Consider the following 20,983-nt stretch of genomic DNA (forward strand, 5'->3'; position numbering starts at 1 on the left):
TGAAAATGCTGAGATTACTCGAAGATAAAATTGCGACGCCGCTCGGGCCGCTGTGGGTGATCGCGGACGAGCAGTTCTGCCTGCGCGCCGTTGAGTGGGAAGAGCACAGCGACCGCATGGAGGAACTGCTTGATATTCATTACCGCGCACAGGGTTATGAACGCATCAGCGCCACCAACCCGGGCGGGCTGAGCGACAAGCTGGCGGCGTATTTTGAAGGCGATCTCAGCATCATTGACACTCTGCCAACCGCCACGGCAGGTACCCCTTTTCAGCGCGAAGTGTGGCAGGCGCTGCGGTCGATTCCGTGCGGGCAGGTCATGCATTACGGCCAGCTCGCGGAGCAGCTAGGCCGCGCAGGCGCCGCACGCGCGGTGGGTGCCGCCAATGGCTCTAATCCGGTCAGCATTGTGGTGCCCTGCCATCGGGTCATTGGCCGTAACGGCACCATGACCGGCTATGCCGGCGGCGTGCAGCGCAAGGAGTGGTTACTGCGTCACGAAGGGTATCTCTTGCTGTAGATCCCAGGCTTTTTGTGCTTAATTTTCTACCGGTTAGGCTAAAAATCCATAATCAAGCTGTGGAATTTCAAGAAGATGGCAACACGTTGCCGTCTCTTGTCCTTATTGAGGGTTTGTCAGGCTTACGTACTTACCAAAAAGATGTTAAAATTGACCAATATCAATTAAGGCTTGAGCAAACCTATGATCCCGGAAAAGCGAATTATACGACGCATTCAGTCTGGCGGTTGTGCTATCCATTGCCAGGATTGCAGCATCAGCCAGCTCTGTATCCCGTTTACCCTGAATGAGCATGAACTCGATCAGCTTGATAACATCATCGAGCGCAAAAAGCCGATTCAGAAAGGGCAGACGCTGTTTAAAGCGGGAGACGAACTGAAATCGCTCTATGCTATCCGCTCTGGCACCATCAAGAGCTACACCATCACCGAACAGGGTGACGAGCAGATCACCGGCTTCCACCTGGCAGGCGATCTGGTGGGCTTTGATGCCATCGGCACTGGTCACCACCCGAGCTTTGCTCAGGCACTCGAAACCTCAATGGTTTGCGAAATTCCGTTTGAAACCCTGGACGATCTGTCCGGTAAGATGCCTAACCTGCGTCAGCAGATGATGCGTCTGATGAGCGGTGAGATCAAAGGCGATCAGGACATGATTCTGCTGCTTTCTAAAAAGAACGCAGAAGAGCGCCTGGCCGCGTTTATCTACAACCTCTCCCGCCGCTTCGCCGAGCGCGGTTTCTCGCCGCGTGAGTTCCGTCTGACCATGACCCGTGGCGATATCGGTAACTACCTGGGCCTGACCGTTGAAACCATCAGCCGTCTGCTGGGTCGTTTCCAGAAGAGCGGAATGCTGGCCGTTAAGGGTAAATACATCACTATCGAAAACGGCGAAGCGCTGGCCGTTCTTGCCGGACACGCCCGCAACGTGGCGTAACTCTCCGCATGTTGATAACCAGACTGATAAATTCACGTGAATTATTGGTCTGGTATCATCGCTTCCGCTTTAAGACATTTTCACCGTAGCACTTCCCCACACAGCGCCTGAAAGGTTGTCGTTGAGGTTATGAATTGAGAGAAAGTTTGTTTTTCGTTTCAGTCGTGATCGCCTCAGTGACCTTTATCTTCATCTGGATCATGCTTGTCGGTCCGATGAAGGGGGAGGAAAAAACCTACGTTCAGGATTCCACGACCTTTGCGATAGCGGTGATGGTGCTGCTGTTCATTGCGTTTATCGCGGTGACATCCACCGTGCTTTTCCTCTGATAAATTTTCATGAATTATTGATCTGGCAAAAGCTCCCCTCTGTTTCATTCAGGATATATAGGTTACTCTTTTAATTACAGACTGTGGTGACAGTAGTAAGGAGACCTGTATGGCCAAGTATCAAAACATGCTGGTAGCTATCGATCCGAATCAGGACGATCAGCCGGCATTACGACGTGCTGTGTATTTACATCAAAGGATTGGTGGCAAAATCAAAGCGTTTTTGCCGATCTATGACTTCTCGTATGAGATGACCACCCTTCTGTCGCCTGACGAGCGCACCGCTATGCGTCAGGGCGTCATCAGCCAGCGTACCGCGTGGATCCGTGAACAGGCGAAGTATTACCTGGAAGCGGGAGTGCCTATTGATATTAAAGTGGTCTGGCATAACCGACCCTTTGAGGCCATTATCCAGGAAGTGGTTGCCGGTGGGCACGACCTGCTGCTGAAGATGGCGCACCAGCACGACAAGCTGGAGTCCGTAATCTTCACTCCGACCGACTGGCATCTGTTGCGTAAATGCCCTTGCCCGGTCTGGATGGTGAAAGACCAGCCGTGGCCTGAAGGCGGGAAAGCCGTTGTGGCGGTGAATCTCGCGAGCGAAGAGGATTATCACAATTCGCTCAACGAGAAGCTGGTGAAGGAGACCATCCAGCTTGCCGATCAGGTTAACCATACCGAAGTGCATCTGGTGGGCGCCTATCCGGTTACCCCGATCAATATCGCCATTGAGCTGCCGGAATTTGACCCTAGCGTCTATAACGACGCGATCCGCGGTCAGCACCTGCTGGCGATGAAAGCGCTGCGCCAGAAGTTCAGCATTGACGAGAACATGACGCACGTGGAAAAAGGGCTGCCTGAAGAGGTGATCCCGGATTTAGCCGAACATCTGCAGGCCGGGATTGTGGTGCTGGGCACCATTGGCCGGACCGGTATCTCTGCTGCCTTCCTCGGCAATACCGCCGAACAGGTGATCGACCATCTGCGCTGCGACCTGCTGGTCATCAAGCCGGATGAGTATCAGACGCCGATTGAGCTGGACGACCCGGAAGACGATTAACGTAAACATCAAAGCCCGCCGCTCCGGCGGGCTTTTCTCATCAGCTCTCCATTACCGGCTTCGGCTGTTCACCTGACTCATCCTGCATCCACGGCGCGTGCAATACCATGCTGGGCAGCGCCAGCTTAATCTCCTGGGCGTTCAGCCCTTCAAGAATACGGATATTGATCTCCTGCTGGATGTCCATGTATTTATTGTAATCCGCGGTATTAACGATATGGACGACTTCAAACGTCAGGCGGTCGCGGTCGAATCCCAGAAAATGGGCACGATCGAATTTTGTCTCGCCGACATCGGTAATGATCTGCCTGACCATATCCCCCACGTAGCGCAACTTATCGGGCGGCGTGTCGCTGGCAACGCCAAAGGTAAAGACGATGCGACGCGTCTGCATGCGTTTGTAGTTGTGAAGCGTCTGCTGAAGCAAAATGGCGTTACCGCAGACGATCTGCTCCCCGCTCAGGCTGCGGATGCGGGTCGTTTTCAGGCCAATATGCTCTACCGTCCCCGCCACGTCGTTGAACACCACAAAATCGCCAATTTCAAACGGCTTATCAAAGCCGATAGAGAGCGAGGCAAACACGTCGCTGAGGATCGTTTGTACGGCGAGGGCGATGGCAATACCCCCTACCCCAAGGCTGGCAACCAGAGCAGTGATGTTGACGCCCGCGTTAGCAAGGATAGACAGCAGCATCACTGACCAGACGATGGCACGGAGAATAAGCCCCGTGATCACCAGCGTGACCGGGTTTTTATGGCTTCCGGGCGCCAGCATGACGTGACGAAGCCACGACACCACCCCCTGATCCATCCACAGCGCCACCTGGATGGCGAAAACCAGGAACCAGGCGTGGCTCACAGTGCCAAAGAGATGATCCGGCAAGTCAACGAAACGCAGGCTGAAGAGCAGCGCCACCACAAACAGCAGGAAGCGGCTGGTGCGGTTAAGCATATCGGTCAGGATAAAACGCATCCGGTTGGTGGTCGGGTGCTTGTCGCCCCAGGTGGTGATGCCTTTCTTAACGAATGCGATCAGGCGCGTTAGCAGCCAGTACACCAGCAGCGTCACAAAGACAACCGTGGCGGCGCCTATCCAGAATGTCGGCGTCATCATCAGCGCGATGATGTCGAAGCGGGACAGAAATTGCATTACACCTCCTCGTATTACACAAAGGGTAAAGTATAGACAGAGGAGAAACGCTGGCCGCAGAAATAGGAAAACCGCCCCGAAAGGCGGTTTGTCAGGAGAAAGCGAATTACAGCGCTTTCAGAATCGCATCCACGCTGGCTTTGGCGTCGCCAAACAGCATGTGGGTATTCTCTTTGAAGAACAGCGGGTTCTGCACGCCAGCATAGCCGGTGTTCATCGAGCGTTTGAAGACAATGACGTTCTGCGCCTTCCACACTTCCAGAACCGGCATCCCGGCGATTGGGCTGCGCGGATCGTCCTGTGCCGCCGGGTTAACGGTGTCGTTAGCACCAATAACCAGCACGGTGTCGGTGTCGGCGAAATCATCGTTGATCTCGTCCATCTCCAGCACGATGTCGTATGGCACCTTCGCTTCCGCCAGCAGTACGTTCATGTGGCCCGGCAGACGTCCGGCCACCGGGTGAATACCAAAGCGAACTTTGATACCGCGCGCGCGCAGCTTCTCGGTGATTTCCGCCACCGGATACTGCGCCTGCGCCACCGCCATACCGTAGCCTGGGGTGATGATCACAGAATGCGAGTTTTTCAGCATTTCCGCGGTGTCTTCCGCGCTGATCTCACGGTGTTCACCCACTTCTTCGTCAGAGCCGGTAGAAGAACCGTCAGAACCGAAGCCACCGGCGATAACGCTGATGAACGAACGGTTCATCGCCTTACACATGATGTAAGACAGGATGGCACCGGAAGAACCGACCAGCGCACCGGTGACGATCAGCAGGTCGTTGCTCAGCATAAAGCCCGCAGCCGCCGCTGCCCAACCGGAGTAGGAGTTCAGCATCGAGACAACCACCGGCATATCCGCACCGCCGATGGACGCCACCAGATGCCAGCCAAACGCCAGCGCGATGATGGTCATCACCAGCAACGCCAGTACCTGCAGGCCCACGCTTTCGGTACGCACGAAGACCACCAGGAGCACAAACGACACCACCAGCGCCGCCAGATTCAGCTTGTGACGGTTAGGCAGCATCAGCGGTTTAGAAGAGATCTTACCGCGCAGCTTGCCGAACGCTACGATAGAACCGGTAAAGGTTACTGCACCGATGAAGATACCGAGGAACACTTCGGTCAGATGAATGTTGACCAGAATCGGCTCCATGCCCGGTTCGTGATACAGGTAGCTGTTGAAGCCCACCAGCACCGCTGCCAGGCCCACGAAGCTGTGCAGAATCGCCACCAGCTCCGGCATCTCGGTCATTTCCACGCGCTTCGCCAGGCGAATACCAATCGCGCCGCCGATGATCATCGCCACCAGGATCCACGCCACGTTGCCGGTATCCGGCCCGAAGATGGTGGCAATCAGCGCAATCGCCATCCCGGCGATACCAAAGTTATTTCCCTGCTGAGACGTTTCGTGTTTGGAAAGCCCCGCCAGACTGAAAATAAACAGGATTGCAGCAACAATGTATGCGGCTGTCACTAATCCTCCAGACATATGCTACCCCTTAGCCTTTACGAAACATTTTCAGCATGCGCTGAGTCACGGTGAAACCACCGAAAATATTGATACTGGCGATCAGCACCGCGATAAAGCTCAGGAAGCTGATCCAGCCGCCGTGTCCAATCTGCAGCAACGCCCCTACCACGATGATCCCGGAGATAGCGTTGGTCACCGACATCAGCGGCGTATGCAGCGCATGGGAGACGTTCCACACCACGTAGTAACCCACAACGCACGAGAGTGCGAAGACGGTAAAGTGGCCGAGGAACTCTTTCGGCGCGACGTCAGCCAGCCAGCCGAACAGAATAATGACCAGCGCCATGATGGCGTATTTGCGCCACGGAGAAGCCGGTTTTGCCGGTTCTTTTGGCTCGGGTGCCGCTTTCGGCGCTGCCTGGGGCTGGGCTGAAACCTGAATAGGCGGCGCAGGCCAGGTAATTTCACCTTCGCGAACGACGGTGACGCCGCGCACCACCACATCGTCAAAATCGACGGTGATGTTGCCGTCTTTCTCTTTGCAGAGCAGCTTCAGCAGGTTAACCAGGTTGGTGCCGTACAGCTGAGACGACTGGGTTGGCAGGCGGCCAGGCAGGTCGGTATAGCCGATCACCTTCACGCCGTTAGCGGTCGTGGTCACCTGATTGGCAACGGTATACTCGCAGTTACCGCCGTTTTGCGCCGCCAGGTCGACAATCACGCTGCCCGGCTTCATGGAGTCGACCATCTCACGGGTGATCAGCTTCGGCGCCGGTTTACCCGGAATAAGCGCGGTGGTAACAATAATGTCGACGTCTTTCGCCTGCGCGGCGAAGAGTTCCATTTCGGCTTTGATGAAGGCTTCGGACATCACCTTCGCGTAACCATCACCGCTGCCCGCTTCTTCCTTAAAGTCCAGCTCAAGGAATTCGGCCCCCATGCTCTGAACCTGTTCCTTCACTTCGGGACGGGTGTCGAACGCGCGCACGATAGCGCCCAGGCTGTTTGCCGCACCGATTGCGGCAAGACCCGCCACGCCCGCGCCAATCACCATCACTTTCGCCGGTGGGACTTTCCCCGCCGCGGTGATCTGGCCGGTAAAGAAGCGTCCAAATTCGTGGGCTGCTTCAACAATGGCGCGGTAGCCGGCAATGTTTGCCATGGAGCTCAGCGCATCCAGCGACTGCGCGCGCGAAATACGCGGCACGGAGTCCATCGCCATCACGGTCACGCCACGGGCCGCCAGCTTCTCCATCAGTTCAGGATTTTGTGCAGGCCAGACGAAGCTCACCAGCGTGGTGCCTGGATTCAGCAGCGCAATCTCACTCTCTTCCGGCGCGTTGACCTTCAGAATCACGGGCGACTGCCAGACTTCAGCACCGTCCACCACTTCCGCGCCAGCCTGAATAAAGGCTTCGTCATCGAAACTCGCCAGCTTGCCTGCGCCGCTTTCAACCGCGACGGTAAAACCCAGCTTAAGCAGTTGCTCCACCGTTTTCGGTGTTGCCGCTACGCGGGTTTCATTGGCTAACCGTTCTTTTGGTACCCCAATACGCATAGTTTTCCCTTCCATCGGTTTTTGATGATGGTTTGTCGATAAATGCCCGCGGTTTGTATCAATTTTCGCCAGCATGATAGCGACGAGAAATGAGTAACCCCGCAAAATAAAACAGTAACAAACTGTCTATAACCTACTGAAAATAGCGCTTGTGATCTACCGCCAGAAAACACTATTTCTTACTTTATCTGTGAAAAATAAGCGATCGGCGTCACTGACAGTGATATTTACCTTAAATTCATCGCCAGAACCGATAAATCGCGCAAGCGAAGCGATAAAAACATGATATAGCGCCATAAGAGAACAAGTTATTAACATTAAATTAACTTGTAAAAGTCATATGCTTTATCAGTTTTGCTTGTCAAACGCCTGTTTTTTCAACATATCACTAAATGTTATCGAATTCGGTAATTGAGTGAGCACAGGCAGTGAAAAATGGCGCAGACAGCGACGGGTTTTAAATGCCATAATCGGGGCCGTCTCAAATTAACAACAATACCAGTACATGGTTTGCGCAAGGCGAAGGATTATTTTTATGAAGCTTAAGAACACACTCCTGGCGTCCGCACTTCTCTGTGCGACCGCCCTGTCTGCGAATGCCGCAACAGAGTTAACGCCAGAGCAAGCGGCAGCGTTAAAACCTTTTGACCATACGGTCATTGTGGGTCGTTATAATTCTATTGGCGATGCCGTCGCCGCCGCATCAAAAGCCGCGGATAAAAACGGGGCGGCCTCGTTTTACGTAGTTGACCAGTCCGATTACGGCAACAGCGGTAACCAGCGCGTGACCATTGCGCTGTATAAAGATAATGCACCAAAGGCTGACGCGCCGAAAAACCGCGTGATCAACGGTATCGTTGAGCTGCCGAAAGACCAGGCCATTGAGCTGGAACCTTACGACACCGTTACCGTTCAGGGCTTCTATCGCAGCCAGCCAGAAGTGAACGATGCCATCACCAAAGCCGCGAAAGAGAAAGGTGCCTATTCTTTCTATATCGTGCGTCAGGTGGATGCTAACCAGGGCGGCAACCAGCGCATTACCGCATTCATCTACAAAGCAGATGCGAAAAAACGCGTTCTGCAGAGCCCGGATGCCATCCCTGCGGATTCTGAAGCGGGTCGCGCGGCGATAGCCAAAGGCGGCGAAGAAGCGAAGAAAGTTGAAATTCCGGGCGTAGCGACCTCTGCGGCGCCAAGCGCTGAAGTGGGCCGTTTCTTTGAAACGCAGTCCACGAAAGGTGGCCGTTACTCCGTGACGCTGCCGGACGGCACCAAAATTGAAGAGCTGAACAAAGCCACTGCCGCGCAGATGGTGCCGTTCGACAGCATCAAGTTTACCGGCAACTACGGCAATATGACGGAAGTCTCTTATCAGGTCGCGAAGCGTGCGGCGAAGAAAGGGGCGAAGTATTACCACATCACCCGCCAGTGGCAGGAACGTGGTAACAACGTGACCATCAGCGCCGATCTGTACAAGTAACAAAACCGTTGACGAAAGGCGGCGCAATGCCGCCTTTTTTGTTACTTTTTTTGAAAATCTGCCACACATCATTGCATGCTTTCGTTACACTCCGTAAAATCCCGCGCCTTAGTGTGATCCACCATTTTTATGCGCCTTAGCGAAATAATTATTCTGGATTGGGACTTTTCATAACAGGAAGCCAATGGAAAAGAAACTTGGCCTGAGTGCTTTAACTGCACTTGTATTGAGCTCAATGCTGGGCGCGGGCGTATTCAGTTTACCGCAGAACATGGCGGCCGTCGCAAGCCCTGCCGCCCTGCTCATTGGCTGGGGCATTACCGGTGTCGGGATATTGCTGCTGGCGTTTGCCATGCTGTTGCTGACGCGCATTCGCCCGGATCTGGACGGCGGCATTTTCACCTATGCACGTGAAGGTTTCGGCGAGCTGATCGGCTTCTGTTCCGCCTGGGGCTACTGGCTGTGCGCGGTCATCGCCAACGTCTCTTATCTGGTGATTGTCTTCTCGGCGCTCAGTTTCTTTACCGATACCCCTGAGCTGCGCCTGTTTGGCGACGGCAATACCTGGCAGTCTATCGTCGGCGCCTCGGTGCTGCTGTGGATTGTTCACTGGCTGATTTTGCGCGGTGTCCAGACCGCCGCCAGCATCAACCTGGTGGCGACGCTGGCGAAGCTGGTGCCGCTTGGCCTGTTTATCGTGCTGGCCTTCATTGCTTTCCGTCTCGACGTGTTTTCGCTTGATTTCAGCGGCATTGCGCTGGGCGTTCCGGTCTGGGAGCAGGTGAAAAACACGATGCTGATTACCCTGTGGGTATTTATCGGCGTTGAGGGTGCCGTCGTGGTTTCTGCCCGCGCGCGTAATAAGCGCGATGTGGGCCGCGCCACGCTGCTGGCCGTCCTGGCGGCGCTGGGCGTGTATCTGCTGGTGACCCTGCTGTCGCTGGGCGTGGTGGCGCGTCCTGAACTGGCCGAAATGCGTAACCCGTCCATGGCAGGACTGATGGTGAAAATGCTCGGCCCGTGGGGCGACGTGGTGATTGCCGCAGGGCTGATCGTCTCCGTCTGCGGCGCTTATTTGAGCTGGACCATCATGGCGGCTGAAGTGCCGTTCCTGGCCGCGACGCACAAGGCGTTTCCACGCCTGTTTGCCCGTCAAAACCAAAATAATGCGCCATCAGCCTCACTCTGGCTGACCAACATCAGCGTTCAGGTCTGTCTGGTGCTGATCTGGCTCACAGGTTCAGACTATAACACCCTGCTGACCATCGCCTCGGAGATGATTCTGGTACCCTATTTCTTAGTGGGTGCGTATTTGTTAAAAATCGCCACGCGTCCGGCGCACTATGTTGTGGGCGTAGGGGCCTGTATTTACGGCCTGTGGTTGTTGTATGCTTCCGGGCCGATGCATCTGCTGCTGTCGGTTGTGCTGTATGCGCCGGGTCTGCTGGTGTTTATCTATGCCCGCCGCACGCATCAGTTGGAGAACGCGCTGAAACGCCGTGAAATGGCTTTAATCGGGCTGTTACTGGTTGCTGCCGTACCGGCAACCTGGATGTTAATGGGATAGCACTGTCTTTCCCATTGTTGAACTGTAAAGGAGAATACGATGGGAAATGCACCGCTTCGCCCAATACTGATCACCGGTGGAGGCCGCCGTATCGGCCTCGCCCTCGCCCATCACTTTCTCAACCTTCGCCATCCGGTTATTGTCAGCTACCGTACGGAATACCCGTCGATTGAGGGGCTGCGCAAGGCCGGAGCGGTCTGCATTCAGGCTGATTTTTCCACCGACGAAGGCATTCTGGCCTTTGCAGAACAGGTTAAATCCACCGCGACGGGGTTGCGCGCTGTGATCCATAACGCCAGCGCATGGTGTGCCGAGAAGCCCGGCACGTCCCTCAGCGATACGCTCTCCGCCATGCTGCAGATCCACGTTAACGCCCCTTATCTGCTTAACCACGCGCTGCAGGATCTGCTGCGCGGCCACGGGCATGCGGCGGGCGACATTATCCACTTTACCGATTATGTGGTGGAGCGCGGCAGCGACAAGCATATCGCCTACGCGGCCAGCAAAGCCGCGCTGGATAACATGACCCGCTCCTTTGCCCGCAAGCTCGCGCCCGAGGTAAAGGTGAACGCCATCGCCCCGGCGATGATTTTGTTTAACGAACACGATGATGCGGAATACCGCCAGCAGGCGCTGAATAAGTCGCTGATGAAAATTGCCCCAGGCGAGAAAGAGGTGATCGACCTTGTAGATTATCTGCTCACCAGCTGCTACGTCACCGGCAGAACCTTTGCCGTGGACGGCGGCCGCCCGCTGCGCTAGTGAAAGCGGCTCCAGAAGAAGATTAACACCCAGGCGCTGAGCCCCCAGCAGACCACTGCCCCGCCCAGCGCCAGGGGAAGCCGCAGAAAACCGGTGAAATACCACAGGGAAAGCAGGTAGAGAAAGTACGGAATGATTGACCACATGCCAAACACGATGGTCGTGCGTAGCGCTTCCGTACCCCGCTCAGAGGCCACAATATAGTGGGCAATCAGCGCAAAGGTCGGGAACAGCGGGATCAGCCCGGCAATATAGTAGTTTTTGGTTTTTGCCAGAATGCCAATCAGTAACACCACCAGCGCCCCCAGCGCGGCTTTGATCACCAGCCCCATATTTTTTCCTATAACAATCAAATAACAAGAAACGTCAGAATAACGGAAGCGGCGTTAATTTTGAAAGATTAATGGAAGGTTAAGGTTCCGCGGTGTATTTTGGCTTTTTTCACGAAAACAGACGCTGTATGAATAAGATTGTATATGTTGAAGACGAACCCGAAGTCGGGCAATTGATCGCCGCCTATCTGGGTAAACATGATATGGACGTCATTGTTGAGCCTCGCGGCGATCGTGCCGAAGAGGTGGTCGTCCGTGAAAACCCGGATTTAGTGCTGCTGGACATCATGCTGCCAGGCAAAGACGGCATGACGCTCTGCCGGGACCTGCGAGCCCGCTGGGACGGTCCTATCGTTCTGCTTACCTCACTGGACAGCGATATGAACCATATTCTGTCGTTGGAGATGGGCGCCAATGATTACATTCTGAAAACCACACCGCCTGCCGTCCTGCTGGCCCGCCTGCGCCTGCATTTGCGCCAGCACGCCAGCATCGAACGCGAAGCGCCCGCGCCGTCCCTGACGCCGCACAAAGCGTTGCGCTTCGGTACGCTGTCTATTGACCCGGTTAACCGCCAGGTCCTGCTTTCCGGCGAGCTTATCGCCCTTTCTACCGCAGACTTTGACCTGCTCTGGGAGCTGGCCACGCATGCCGGGCAAATCATGGACCGCGACGCGCTGCTGAAAAACCTCCGTGGCGTGAGCTATGACGGTATGGATCGCAGCGTTGACGTGGCGATTTCGCGATTACGAAAAAAACTGCAGGATAACGCCACCGAGCCCTACCGCATTAAAACCGTGCGTAACAAGGGTTATCTGTTTGCCCCACACGCCTGGGAAACCTGATCGTCGGAGAGGATAATCTGCGCGAATTGAAGGCATTGCGCGAAACGCCCTCTTTTCGCGCATTTATTTTTACGTTTGCGCAACATTTAACTTGCTAAGCACGCAAACTATTCCATAATTAGCTTCTCGACTCTCCTTTCTTCAGCTCATCCCGCTCTTGCGATCGTTTTACTCATTTTCGCCGTGAAGCTTTCACGACATCGCTCCCAGAAATCTTGAAATGAGGATTTAAGCCCATGAATTATGTATAGCTACGGTCAGGTAGAAGCGATTAAAACCAATCTTGAGTGGATTGTTAATCAGGCAACCCTTAACCACACCTCCCCCTCACGCACCGATCAAAAAGCGCTCTTTGACCTGCTGGAACTCATCCAGTCTTACGAAATACTGCTGGATCTCATCAGCGAATACGGGGTGGATGTGATTGATACGCACATTGCGGAAGGCCTGGCCGTGACCGAAAAACTCATCGCCAAGGTAAAAAACAGCGCGAAAGCCATATAACACGCTCGACAGACGTGAAAAACCCGAAGGGTTTTCATGTATATTCTGCACATAGCGTTTTTTCGGTGAGATCCAATGAAAAAGCTGTTTGTGCAGTTTAGTGTGCAGAAAATCTGCAATTTACTGGAAAGGCTATAGCTTCTCTCCCGTTCGCAAAGCTATTAACGGCTCGTTACAACGCATCTGCCTCTACGATTATTTGGGGATGCCTGGCGGAAAGGGTTTTCGCACATGTCCAATGCGTGGTCACTCTTTTTCCATTTAGCTTTCCGGTGAGCGCCAGGAGTAATGCCCCCGTACAAACTGAACCAAACCGCTTGCTGCATAAGTTTGTAAAAAAATTCAACACATTCAGAAACAAACGCTCGCATCAGATTGAACATTTCAAAATTACCAGCAGTTAAATCGATTCCCTTACAGGTTTAATGCATCTGTCGATGTAAGTCATGAACGTCTATTTATCCACTCAAGGGAATAGCAGGTGATTTATCCGCTGTAGGGATATCCCTTTTAAATCCACTTACAAATGCGCTCGTGTTGGAAGAATTTCATGTATGGTATTCTTTTGTTGTTTATATTTAGTACATTGCCCACAGTAGTTACATCCTATGCTCAATTACATTGTCATTAATTAGTTAGCGAGATAAGAATGAAATCAAATGTAAAGTATACTTTTCATCACTTCGGCATCCCGTTACAGGATGGCGTTTTTGAAGGTGCATACAGCGAAAAAGCCGGGATGTATACAGTTGATAACCCAGGTCAGTTTCGTGTGCAGTGGCATAGATTTAAAGATAGTTCCCCACTCCACAATCTGATAAAAACTGTGCCTCACGTCGCCTTCAAAGTGGACAACCTGTTAAGAGCTATCGAAGATGAAGAAGTCATTCTTGGTCCCTATGAGCCCATTGACGGTTTCTTTGTTGCCATGATTAATGACAATGGCGCACCGATTGAACTGATAGAAACTTCACTCTCTGATGATGAAATCTGGGAAAGAGCAAGGTCCGGTCAAGGCGACCTTTACAGGAAGTAATTTTATCTGGAAGCCGTTGTGAAAATGGCTCTCTGTGAATACTTATTTGAAGCCTGGCAAATAAATCTGAACTTCGCTCATCATCCACTCACGAGCCATATGAAGAAATTGTTTCCTACCACCAGCTTCCCACCGGGCCATTTTGCTGGCGCAATGACTAACCTCTTTCGTTTCGGTATTAATAATATGATCAAGCTTGTTCAGCCGAGAAATTGCTTCAAAACTGAAAGAGAAGACAGGCCTACCGAATGATAAAACGATCGGGCATTCGCCGCAGACGCCCCTATCAGCTGCGTCATACATACGCGTGCTGGATGTTGTCGGCAGATGCTAATCCTGCTTTTATAGCGAATCAGATGGGTGATGAGAATGCAGAGATGGTCTTCCATGTGTACTCTGCGAGGATAAAGGTTCTCGAGAGCGATCAGGTAGCATTTTTGAATCAGCGCTTTGGCGGATATGCAAATGCCCCTATAGTGCCCCTGAAGGTAAAAACAAAGTAGTTAATTACTTGATGTCCCGGTGATATTTAATGAAAAAGCTGTTTGTGCAGTTTTATCTTTTACTGTTTGTCTGCTTCCTGGTGATGACCATGCTGGTCGGCCTGGTTTATAAATTCACCGCCGAACGTGCGGGCCGGCAGTCGCTGGACGATCTGATGAAAAGCTCGCTCTATTTGATGCGCAGCGAGCTGAGAGAGATCCCGCCACACGACTGGGCGAAAACCCTGAAAGAGCTGGATCTCAATCTGTCATTCGATTTACGCATTGAGCCGTTAAAAGATTTCGATCTGGACCCGCCCGCCATGCAGCGTCTGCGCGACGGGGACATCGTCGCGCTGGATGAGAAATACACCTTTATCCAGCGTATTCCGCGCAGCCATTACGTGCTGGCCGTCGGGCCGGTGCCCTATCTCTATTATCTGCACCAGATGCGCCTGCTGGACATGGCGCTGATGGCCTTTATCGCCATTTCGCTCGCATTTCCGGTCTTTATCTGGATGCGGCCCCACTGGCAGGACATGCTGAAGCTGGAATCTGCCGCGCAGCGTTTTGGCGAGGGGCATTTTACCGAACGCATTCACTTCGACAGCGGTTCCAGCTTTGAGCGTCTGGGCGTGGCCTTTAACCAGATGGCCGATAACATCAACGCCCTGATCGCCAGTAAGAAGCAGCTGATCGACGGAATTGCGCACGAGCTGCGCACGCCGCTGGTTCGCCTGCGCTACCGTCTGGAGATGAGCGAGAATCTGACCGAGGCAGAGAATCAGGCGCTTAACCGCGACATTGGCCAGCTTGAAGCGCTGATTGAGGAGCTGCTGACCTACGCGCGTCTCGACCGCCCGCAAAACGAGCTGAACCTCACCACGCCGGATCTGCCCGCCTGGCTGCAAACCCACATTGATGACGTTCAGAGCGTAAACCCGCAGCGCACGCTGTTGACGCGCGTCACGCCGGGTGACTACGGCGCGCTCGATATGCGCCTGATGGAGCGCGTGCTGGACAACCTGATGAACAACGCCATGCGCTACAGCGAAAGTACGCTCCAGATTGGCCTGGATTTACAGGGCAACCGGGCCAGCCTGACGGTGGAGGACGACGGACCGGGAATTGCCCCGGAAGCGAGAGAAACCGTGTTTGAACCGTTTGTCCGCCTCGATCCCAGCCGCGATCGCGCCACCGGCGGATGCGGCCTGGGGCTGGCGATTGTCTACTCTATCGCGCAGGCGATGGGCGGCACGGTGCATTGCGAGGAGAGCGAGCTCGGCGGCGCGCGCTTCTGCTTTAGCTGGCCGGTGTACCATAACATCGCCCTTCCCGTTCCTGCCTGACCTCAACCGCACGCTGGCCTGACCCGGCGTGCTGTGCTATATGATAAGTATGTTGTAACTAATGAGAGTGTTTATGGCGAACTACGATCTCATCGAACGGCTTAACGGCACGTTTCGGGAAATAGAACACGAACTCCTGACCCTGACCGAGCGTTTGCAGGCCTGCCGCCTGCTGGCCGCGCGCGTCTTTACCCTGCCGGAAGTGGCTAAGGGAGCCGAGCACGATCCGCTGGACACCATCGAGGTCGAACAGCACATCGGCAGCGCGGCCCTTGAGCTGGCGCTAAAACACTATCGTCGCCTGTTTATCCAGCAGCAGTCAGAAAACCGCAGCAGCAAGGCCGCCGTGCGCCTGCCGGGGGTCATCTGCCTGCAAACCGATGCGACATCGCGCGAAGCGCTGGAAAGCCAGATTGCGCATATCAACACCCTGAAAGCGGCCTTTGAAAAGATCATCACCGAAGAGTCCGGCCTCGCCCCTGCCGCGCGGTTTGAGTGGGTGCACCGCCAGCTTCCGGGGCTGATTACCCTGAATGCCTATCGGACGCTGACGGTACTGCGTCACCCCGCTACGCTGCGCTTCGGCTGGGCGAATAAGCACATCATTAAAAACTTCACCCGGGATGAGATTCTGGCCCAGCTGGAAAAAAGCTTGAAGACGCCGCGCACCGTCGCGCCGTGGTCGCGGGAGCAGTGGATTGAGCGCCTGGAGCAGGAGTACCACAGCATCGCCTCGCTGCCGGCGGATGCGCGCCTGAAGATAAAGCGCCCGGTGAAGGTGCAGCCTATCGCTCGCGTCTGGTATTCCGGTCAGCAAAAGCAGGTGCAGTATGCCTGCCCGACGCCGCTGATTGCGCTTTACGATGCCGATCAGGGCGCGGTGGTACCCGATATCGGGGAACTGCTGAATTACGATGCTGACAATGTTCAGCACCGTTACAGACCTCAGGCGCAGCCGCTACAGCTGATTATTCCTCGGCTGCACCTGTACGTGGCGGGATGATTATTTCAGGCTACCGACCATCGCTTCCGGGCGAACCCAGGCGTCAAACTCCGCCTCCGTGAGATAGCCCAGCGCCAGGGCGGAGGCTTTCAGCGTCAGCCCCTCTTTATGCGCTTTTTTGGCGATCTCGGCGGCCTTGTCGTAGCCAATATGGGTATTGAGCGCGGTGACCAGCATCAGAGATTCATTGAGCAGCTGGCTGATGCGTTCGCGATTGGGCTCAATCCCCACCGCGCAATGCTCGTTAAAGCTCTCCATCCCGTCCGCCAGCAGACGAACAGATTGCAGCACGTTGTGGATCACCATCGGGCGATAGACGTTCAGCTCGAAGTTGCCGGACGCACCGCCCATGTTGACGGCCACGTCGTTGCCCATAACCTGGCAGCAGAGCATGGTCATGGCTTCGCACTGGGTCGGGTTCACTTTACCCGGCATGATGGAGCTGCCCGGCTCGTTTTCCGGGATGCTGATTTCACCGATGCCGCAGCGCGGGCCCGAGGCCAGCCAGCGCACATCGTTAGCAATTTTCATCAGCGAGGCCGCCAGCCCCTTCAGCGCGCCGTGGGTGTGGACCAGCGCATCGCAGGTCGCCAGCGCTTCGAACTTATTGGGCGCCGTGACGAACGGCTGTCCGGTGATGGCAGCAAGCTCCTCCGCCACGCGCACCGCGTATTCTGGATGGGTGTTTAACCCGGTACCGACCGCCGTCCCACCGAGCGCCAGCTCCGCCAGGTGCGGCAGGCTGTTCTCGATATGCTTCAGGTTATGTTCCAGCATCGCCACCCAGCCGGAAATCTCCTGGCCGAGCGTCAAAGGCGTGGCGTCCTGCAGGTGCGTACGGCCAATCTTGACGATGTCGCGGAAGGCCTGCGCTTTCTCGTTAAGCGTGGATTTGAGCACGTTGAGCTGCGGGATAAGCTGCTCGCGAATGGCGATTACCGCCGCCACGTGCATCGCCGTCGGGAAGACGTCGTTAGAGCTCTGGCTTTTGTTGACGTCATCGTTCGGGTGGACCTTACGTTCCATGCCGCGCACGCCGCCCAGCAGCTCGCTCGCCCGGTTCGCCAGCACTTCGTTCATGTTCATGTTGCTCTGGGTACCGGAACCGGTCTGCCAGATAGCAAGGGGAAATTCGTCAGGATGCTTGCCCGCCAGCACTTCGTCTGCGGCGTTGATAATGGCGGTGGCTTTATCGGCGTCCAGCAGGCCCAAATCCTGGTTCACTTTCGCGGCGGCGCGTTTGGTCAGCGCCAGCGCCTGAATCAGCGAGACGGGCATTTTTTCGGTCGAAATACGGAAGTGTTCCAGCGAACGCTGGGTTTGCGCGCCCCAGAGCTTGTCGGCCGGGACGTCGATGGCGCCCATCGAGTCTTTCTCATGGCGTACCGTGGTCATTACTTTCTCCTTGATAACAAAAGAGGGATTGCTCACATGCTTAAGGGATAAGTATTGATGACTTCTGAGAAACGGTATGGCGCTTTGTGCGCTCTTTTTGATGTCGGGTGGCGGCTGCGCCACCCGTTTTTTTCAATTTACTTCACGCACGCCGAACACTGGGACGACTGGATCTGCTTGAAGAAGTCGTTGCCTTTGTCATCCACCAGGATAAACGCCGGGAAGTCTTCCACTTCGATTTTCCAGATCGCTTCCATACCCAGCTCCGGGTATTCCACGCACTCCAGGCTCTTGATGCTGCCCTGCGCCAGTACCGCCGCCGGGCCGCCAATGCTGCCAAGGTAGAAGCCGCCGTGCTTGTGGCACGCGTCCGTCACCTGCTGGCTGCGGTTGCCTTTAGCGAGCATGATCATGCTGCCGCCGTTGGCCTGCAGCTGATCAACGTACGAGTCCATACGCCCTGCCGTGGTTGGGCCTAACGAGCCGGAGGCATAGCCTTCAGGCGTTTTCGCCGGGCCCGCGTAGTAGATCGGGTGATCTTTAATGTACTGCGGCAGCCCTTCGCCGTTGTCCAGACGCTCCTTCAGCTTCGCGTGCGCAATGTCGCGACCCACGATGATCGTGCCGTTCAGGGAGAGACGGGTCGAGACCGGATACTGAGAAAGCTGCGCCAGAATCTCTTTCATCGGACGGTTCAGGTCAACGCGAACCGCTTCACCCTCACCCGCTTTACGCAGCGCTTCCGGGATGTATTTGCCCGGGTTATTTTCCAGCTTTTCGATCCACACGCCTTCGCGGTTGATCTTGGCCTTGATGTTGCGATCCGCAGAGCAGGAGACGCCCATCCCGACCGGACAGGAGGCACCGTGACGCGGCAGACGGATCACGCGCACGTCATGGGCGAAGTACTTACCGCCAAACTGCGCCCCGAGTCCCAGATTACGCGCTTCTTCCAGCAGCTCCTGTTCAAGCTGCACGTCGCGGAACGCCTGACCGTGTTCGTTACCTTCGGTTGGCAGGCCGTCGTAGTATTTGGTTGAGGCCAGCTTGACGGTCTTCAGCGTGCTTTCCGCCGAGGTACCGCCAATCACAAACGCGATATGGTACGGCGGGCACGCCGCGGTGCCGAGGGTGCGCATCTTCTCAACCAGGTAATTTTTCAGCTTGCCCGGAGTGAGCAGCGCTTTGGTTTCCTGGTAGAGATAGGTTTTGTTGGCCGAACCGCCGCCTTTGGCGATGCAGAGGAATTTGTACTCGTCACCGTCGACGCTGTAGAGGTCAATCTGCGCGGGCAGGTTGGTGCCGGTGTTGACCTCTTTGTACATATCGAGCGCCGCGTTTTGCGAGTAGCGCAGGTTGTCTTCGGTGTAGGTGTTGTAGACGCCGTGAGCCAGCGCCGCTTCGTCACCGCCGCCGGTCCAGACGCGCTGGCCTTTTTTACCGACGATGATCGCCGTGCCGGTATCCTGGCACGTTGGCAGAATGCCTTTCGCCGCGATATCGGAGTTACGCAGGAACTGCAGGGCAACGTACTTGTCGTTTTCGCTGGCTTCCGGGTCGCTCAGAATATCGGCAACCTGCTGCTGATGCGCGGGGCGGAGCATAAAGGAGGCATCGTGGAAAGCGTGCTGCGCCAGCAGCGTCAGCGCCTGCGGATCCACCTTGAGGATCTCTTGTCCTTCAAACTCAGAGACGGAAACGTGATCGCGGGTTAACAGGTAATACTCGGTCTGATCCTTACTGAGGGGGAAAGGATCCTGATAATGGAAGGGTTTATTCGACATTGTTCTCTCACTTACTGCTTCGGTCTGTTTATTCAGGGCAGATGTTCCGCTGCCCGGCTTAAAAGCGAGTCAGCTTATCCTACACAATTTTTTAACAAAAACTGAGACTAGTACGACTTTTTACATCCACAGGTTACTTCCACGTAGTTTATTGCTTTAATACCCGGAGTTAATTCCACATTTGAATCAGGGCTTGATAATGCAAAAACTCATTAACTCAGTGCAAAACTACGCCTGGGGAAGTAAAACTGCGTTAACGGATCTCTACGGTATCGCGAACCCGAACAACCTGCCGATGGCGGAACTATGGATGGGGGCGCACCCGAAGAGCAGCTCAAAAATTGAAGACGCCAGCGGCCAGGTACGCAGCCTGCGTGACGTGATTGATGCCGATAAAGCCGCACTGCTGGGCGACAAGGTGGCTCAGCGCTTTGGCGAACTGCCGTTCCTGTTTAAGGTGCTGTGCGCCGACCAGCCGCTCTCCATCCAGGTTCACCCGAACAAGAAAGCGTCTGAAATCGGCTTTGCCAAAGAGAACGCGGCGGGCATCCCGCTGGACGCCGCCGAGCGTAACTACAAAGATCCTAACCACAAGCCGGAGCTGGTGTTCGCACTGACGCCGTTCCTGGCGATGAACGCCTTCCGCGAGTTTTCAGAGATTATCTCCCTGCTGCAGCCGGTCGCGGGTGCCAACAAGGCTATTGCCCACTTCCTCGAAAACCCAAACGCGGACGCGCTCAGCCAGCTGTTTGCCAGCCTGCTGAATATGCAGGGTGAAGAGAAATCTCACGCGCTGGCGGTGCTGAAAGCGGCCCTGAACAGCCAGCAAGGGGAACCGTGGGAGACCATCCGCCTGATTTCCGAGTTTTACCCTGACGACAGCGGCCTGTTCTCCCCTCTGCTGCTGAACGTGGTGAAGCTGAACCCGGGCGAAGCGATGTTCCTGTTCGCGGAAACCCCGCACGCCTACCTGCAGGGCGTAGCGCTGGAGGTGATGGCCAACTCTGACAACGTGTTGCGCGCGGGCCTGACGCCGAAATATATCGACATCCCTGAGCTGGTTGCCAACGTGAAGTTTGTAGCGAAGCCTGCCGCGGAGCTGCTGACTCAGCCGGTGAAAAACGGTGCAGAGCTGGACTTCCCGATTCCGGTTGAGGATTTTGCGTTCTCCCTGCACGACCTCAATCAGACGGAAACGACAATCGCACAGGAAAGCGCGGCGATCCTGTTCTGCGTCGAGGGCGAAGCAACGCTGCGCAAAGGCGAGCAGCGTCTGGTTCTCCAGCCTGGCGAGTCAGCATTCGTTGCAGCCAATGAGTCCCCGGTCAGCGTAAGCGGCACCGGTCGCCTGGCGCGCGTTTTTAATAAGCTTTAAGCACTTACTGAATTTTTTAACAACTCTTGCTAAGCTAG

The 20,983-nt window shown here is 55.1% G+C and carries 20 protein-coding genes and 2 pseudogenes; 14 read left to right on the plus strand and 8 right to left on the minus strand.

Annotated features, from left to right (window positions below):
• Positions 1 to 5 precede the first annotated feature (5 nt).
• The 4 genes from ogt (at position 6) to uspE (ending at position 2,846) form a co-directional block, all read left to right on the plus strand.
• Complete coding sequence (gene ogt, locus INF77_RS15880; protein WP_028012946.1) at positions 6 to 521, plus strand: methylated-DNA--[protein]-cysteine S-methyltransferase; 516 nt, start codon at positions 6 to 8, stop codon at positions 519 to 521.
• 183 nt (positions 522 to 704) lie between these two features.
• Positions 705 to 1,457: a fumarate/nitrate reduction transcriptional regulator Fnr gene (fnr, locus tag INF77_RS15885; RefSeq protein WP_006174991.1), complete on the plus strand. Its 753-nt coding sequence runs from the start codon at positions 705 to 707 to the stop codon at positions 1,455 to 1,457.
• Positions 1,458 to 1,603: 146 nt separating this feature from the next.
• The gene (locus INF77_RS15890) at positions 1,604 to 1,786 is read left to right on the plus strand and encodes a hypothetical protein (RefSeq protein ID WP_224224379.1); all 183 of its coding nucleotides are present in this window, start codon (positions 1,604 to 1,606) and stop codon (positions 1,784 to 1,786) included.
• Positions 1,787 to 1,895: 109 nt separating this feature from the next.
• The gene (gene uspE, locus INF77_RS15895; protein ID WP_028012944.1) at positions 1,896 to 2,846 is read left to right on the plus strand and encodes a universal stress protein UspE; all 951 of its coding nucleotides are present in this window, start codon (positions 1,896 to 1,898) and stop codon (positions 2,844 to 2,846) included.
• Between the two features lie 40 nt (positions 2,847 to 2,886).
• Here the strand turns inward: uspE and INF77_RS15900 are convergent, their stop codons facing one another.
• The 3 genes from INF77_RS15900 to pntA form a co-directional block, all read right to left on the minus strand.
• Complete coding sequence (locus INF77_RS15900) at positions 2,887 to 3,996, minus strand: mechanosensitive ion channel family protein (RefSeq protein WP_045261475.1); 1,110 nt, start codon at positions 3,994 to 3,996, stop codon at positions 2,887 to 2,889.
• 106 nt (positions 3,997 to 4,102) lie between these two features.
• On the minus strand, positions 4,103 to 5,491 hold the full coding sequence (pntB, locus tag INF77_RS15905) for a Re/Si-specific NAD(P)(+) transhydrogenase subunit beta (protein WP_013096868.1): 1,389 nt from the start codon (positions 5,489 to 5,491) through the stop codon (positions 4,103 to 4,105).
• Between the two features lie 10 nt (positions 5,492 to 5,501).
• Positions 5,502 to 7,031, minus strand: coding sequence for a Re/Si-specific NAD(P)(+) transhydrogenase subunit alpha (gene pntA / locus INF77_RS15910; protein ID WP_028012942.1), 1,530 nt, complete (start codon positions 7,029 to 7,031; stop codon positions 5,502 to 5,504).
• Between the two features lie 535 nt (positions 7,032 to 7,566).
• On the opposite strand from pntA, the gene ydgH reads away from it, so the two are divergent.
• The 3 genes from ydgH (at position 7,567) to folM (ending at position 10,840) form a co-directional block, all read left to right on the plus strand.
• Positions 7,567 to 8,511, plus strand: coding sequence for a DUF1471 family protein YdgH (ydgH, locus tag INF77_RS15915; protein WP_193531789.1), 945 nt, complete (start codon positions 7,567 to 7,569; stop codon positions 8,509 to 8,511).
• A 184-nt stretch (positions 8,512 to 8,695) separates the two neighbouring features.
• Entirely contained in the window at positions 8,696 to 10,078 is a 1,383-nt protein-coding gene (locus INF77_RS15920; RefSeq protein WP_028012940.1) for an amino acid permease, read from the plus strand.
• 39 nt (positions 10,079 to 10,117) lie between these two features.
• Positions 10,118 to 10,840: a dihydromonapterin reductase gene (gene folM, locus INF77_RS15925; RefSeq protein ID WP_028012939.1), complete on the plus strand. Its 723-nt coding sequence runs from the start codon at positions 10,118 to 10,120 to the stop codon at positions 10,838 to 10,840.
• Here folM and INF77_RS15930 read toward each other — a convergent pair.
• Positions 10,837 to 11,172: a GlpM family protein gene (locus INF77_RS15930; RefSeq protein ID WP_014883596.1), complete on the minus strand. Its 336-nt coding sequence runs from the start codon at positions 11,170 to 11,172 to the stop codon at positions 10,837 to 10,839. The genes folM and INF77_RS15930 overlap by 4 nt on opposite strands.
• 128 nt (positions 11,173 to 11,300) lie before the next feature.
• Here INF77_RS15930 and rstA point away from each other — a divergent pair, with 128 nt between their 5' ends.
• On the plus strand, positions 11,301 to 12,017 hold the full coding sequence (gene rstA, locus INF77_RS15935) for a two-component system response regulator RstA (RefSeq protein WP_028012938.1): 717 nt from the start codon (positions 11,301 to 11,303) through the stop codon (positions 12,015 to 12,017).
• A 243-nt stretch (positions 12,018 to 12,260) separates the two neighbouring features.
• Positions 12,261 to 12,521 carry a hypothetical protein gene (locus tag INF77_RS15940; RefSeq protein WP_063942568.1) on the plus strand — a complete coding sequence of 87 codons (261 nt, stop codon included), beginning with the start codon at positions 12,261 to 12,263 and terminating at the stop codon, positions 12,519 to 12,521.
• Positions 12,522 to 12,696: 175 nt separating this feature from the next.
• Here INF77_RS15940 and INF77_RS15945 read toward each other — a convergent pair.
• Positions 12,697 to 12,843, minus strand: a pseudogene (locus tag INF77_RS15945) (DJ-1/PfpI family protein); the annotation flags it as partial.
• Between the two features lie 327 nt (positions 12,844 to 13,170).
• Here INF77_RS15945 and INF77_RS15950 point away from each other — a divergent pair.
• Positions 13,171 to 13,557 carry a hypothetical protein gene (locus tag INF77_RS15950; RefSeq protein ID WP_126345674.1) on the plus strand — a complete coding sequence of 129 codons (387 nt, stop codon included), beginning with the start codon at positions 13,171 to 13,173 and terminating at the stop codon, positions 13,555 to 13,557.
• Between the two features lie 42 nt (positions 13,558 to 13,599).
• Here the strand turns inward: INF77_RS15950 and INF77_RS23290 are convergent.
• Positions 13,600 to 13,773, minus strand: a pseudogene (locus tag INF77_RS23290) (KilA-N domain-containing protein); the annotation flags it as partial.
• Positions 13,774 to 13,805: 32 nt separating this feature from the next.
• Here INF77_RS23290 and INF77_RS23295 point away from each other — a divergent pair.
• The 3 genes from INF77_RS23295 to tus all read left to right on the plus strand — a co-directional run bounded on the left by INF77_RS23295 (position 13,806) and on the right by tus (position 16,391).
• Positions 13,806 to 14,060, plus strand: coding sequence for a hypothetical protein (locus INF77_RS23295; RefSeq protein WP_370529626.1), 255 nt, complete (start codon positions 13,806 to 13,808; stop codon positions 14,058 to 14,060).
• 29 nt (positions 14,061 to 14,089) lie between these two features.
• A complete protein-coding gene (gene rstB, locus INF77_RS15955) occupies positions 14,090 to 15,388 on the plus strand; it encodes a two-component system sensor histidine kinase RstB (RefSeq protein WP_028012933.1) in 1,299 nt (432 codons plus the stop codon).
• 73 nt (positions 15,389 to 15,461) lie between these two features.
• Positions 15,462 to 16,391: a DNA replication terminus site-binding protein gene (gene tus, locus INF77_RS15960; protein ID WP_193531788.1), complete on the plus strand. Its 930-nt coding sequence runs from the start codon at positions 15,462 to 15,464 to the stop codon at positions 16,389 to 16,391.
• Here tus and fumC read toward each other — a convergent pair whose 3' ends face one another.
• Together fumC and fumA are read right to left on the minus strand one after the other, a co-directional pair.
• A complete protein-coding gene (gene fumC / locus INF77_RS15965) occupies positions 16,392 to 17,786 on the minus strand; it encodes a class II fumarate hydratase (protein ID WP_028012931.1) in 1,395 nt (464 codons plus the stop codon).
• A 137-nt stretch (positions 17,787 to 17,923) separates the two neighbouring features.
• Positions 17,924 to 19,570: a class I fumarate hydratase FumA gene (gene fumA / locus INF77_RS15970; protein ID WP_028012930.1), complete on the minus strand. Its 1,647-nt coding sequence runs from the start codon at positions 19,568 to 19,570 to the stop codon at positions 17,924 to 17,926.
• A 199-nt stretch (positions 19,571 to 19,769) separates the two neighbouring features.
• On the opposite strand from fumA, the gene manA reads away from it, so the two are divergent.
• Positions 19,770 to 20,945: a mannose-6-phosphate isomerase gene (gene manA, locus INF77_RS15975; RefSeq protein ID WP_028012929.1), complete on the plus strand. Its 1,176-nt coding sequence runs from the start codon at positions 19,770 to 19,772 to the stop codon at positions 20,943 to 20,945.
• Positions 20,946 to 20,983: the final 38 nt, after the last annotated feature.

The organism is Enterobacter cloacae complex sp. P1B (assembly GCF_014982345.1).
GTDB classification, from domain to species: domain Bacteria; phylum Pseudomonadota; class Gammaproteobacteria; order Enterobacterales; family Enterobacteriaceae; genus Enterobacter; species Enterobacter bugandensis.

Coding starts and splice junctions, on each gene's coding strand:
- ogt (WP_028012946.1), top strand. CDS start 6: ATGCTGAGATTACTCGAAGATAAAATTGCGACGCCGCTCGGGCCGCTG.
- fnr (WP_006174991.1), top strand. CDS start 705: ATGATCCCGGAAAAGCGAATTATACGACGCATTCAGTCTGGCGGTTGT.
- uspE (WP_028012944.1), top strand. CDS start 1,896: ATGGCCAAGTATCAAAACATGCTGGTAGCTATCGATCCGAATCAGGAC.
- INF77_RS15900 (WP_045261475.1), bottom strand. CDS start 3,996: ATGCAATTTCTGTCCCGCTTCGACATCATCGCGCTGATGATGACGCCG.
- pntB (WP_013096868.1), bottom strand. CDS start 5,491: ATGTCTGGAGGATTAGTGACAGCCGCATACATTGTTGCTGCAATCCTG.
- pntA (WP_028012942.1), bottom strand. CDS start 7,031: ATGCGTATTGGGGTACCAAAAGAACGGTTAGCCAATGAAACCCGCGTA.
- ydgH (WP_193531789.1), top strand. CDS start 7,567: ATGAAGCTTAAGAACACACTCCTGGCGTCCGCACTTCTCTGTGCGACC.
- INF77_RS15920 (WP_028012940.1), top strand. CDS start 8,696: ATGGAAAAGAAACTTGGCCTGAGTGCTTTAACTGCACTTGTATTGAGC.
- folM (WP_028012939.1), top strand. CDS start 10,118: ATGGGAAATGCACCGCTTCGCCCAATACTGATCACCGGTGGAGGCCGC.
- INF77_RS15930 (WP_014883596.1), bottom strand. CDS start 11,172: ATGGGGCTGGTGATCAAAGCCGCGCTGGGGGCGCTGGTGGTGTTACTG.
- rstA (WP_028012938.1), top strand. CDS start 11,301: ATGAATAAGATTGTATATGTTGAAGACGAACCCGAAGTCGGGCAATTG.
- INF77_RS15940 (WP_063942568.1), top strand. CDS start 12,261: ATGTATAGCTACGGTCAGGTAGAAGCGATTAAAACCAATCTTGAGTGG.
- INF77_RS15950 (WP_126345674.1), top strand. CDS start 13,171: ATGAAATCAAATGTAAAGTATACTTTTCATCACTTCGGCATCCCGTTA.
- INF77_RS23295 (WP_370529626.1), top strand. CDS start 13,806: ATGATAAAACGATCGGGCATTCGCCGCAGACGCCCCTATCAGCTGCGT.
- rstB (WP_028012933.1), top strand. CDS start 14,090: ATGAAAAAGCTGTTTGTGCAGTTTTATCTTTTACTGTTTGTCTGCTTC.
- tus (WP_193531788.1), top strand. CDS start 15,462: ATGGCGAACTACGATCTCATCGAACGGCTTAACGGCACGTTTCGGGAA.
- fumC (WP_028012931.1), bottom strand. CDS start 17,786: ATGACCACGGTACGCCATGAGAAAGACTCGATGGGCGCCATCGACGTC.
- fumA (WP_028012930.1), bottom strand. CDS start 19,570: ATGTCGAATAAACCCTTCCATTATCAGGATCCTTTCCCCCTCAGTAAG.
- manA (WP_028012929.1), top strand. CDS start 19,770: ATGCAAAAACTCATTAACTCAGTGCAAAACTACGCCTGGGGAAGTAAA.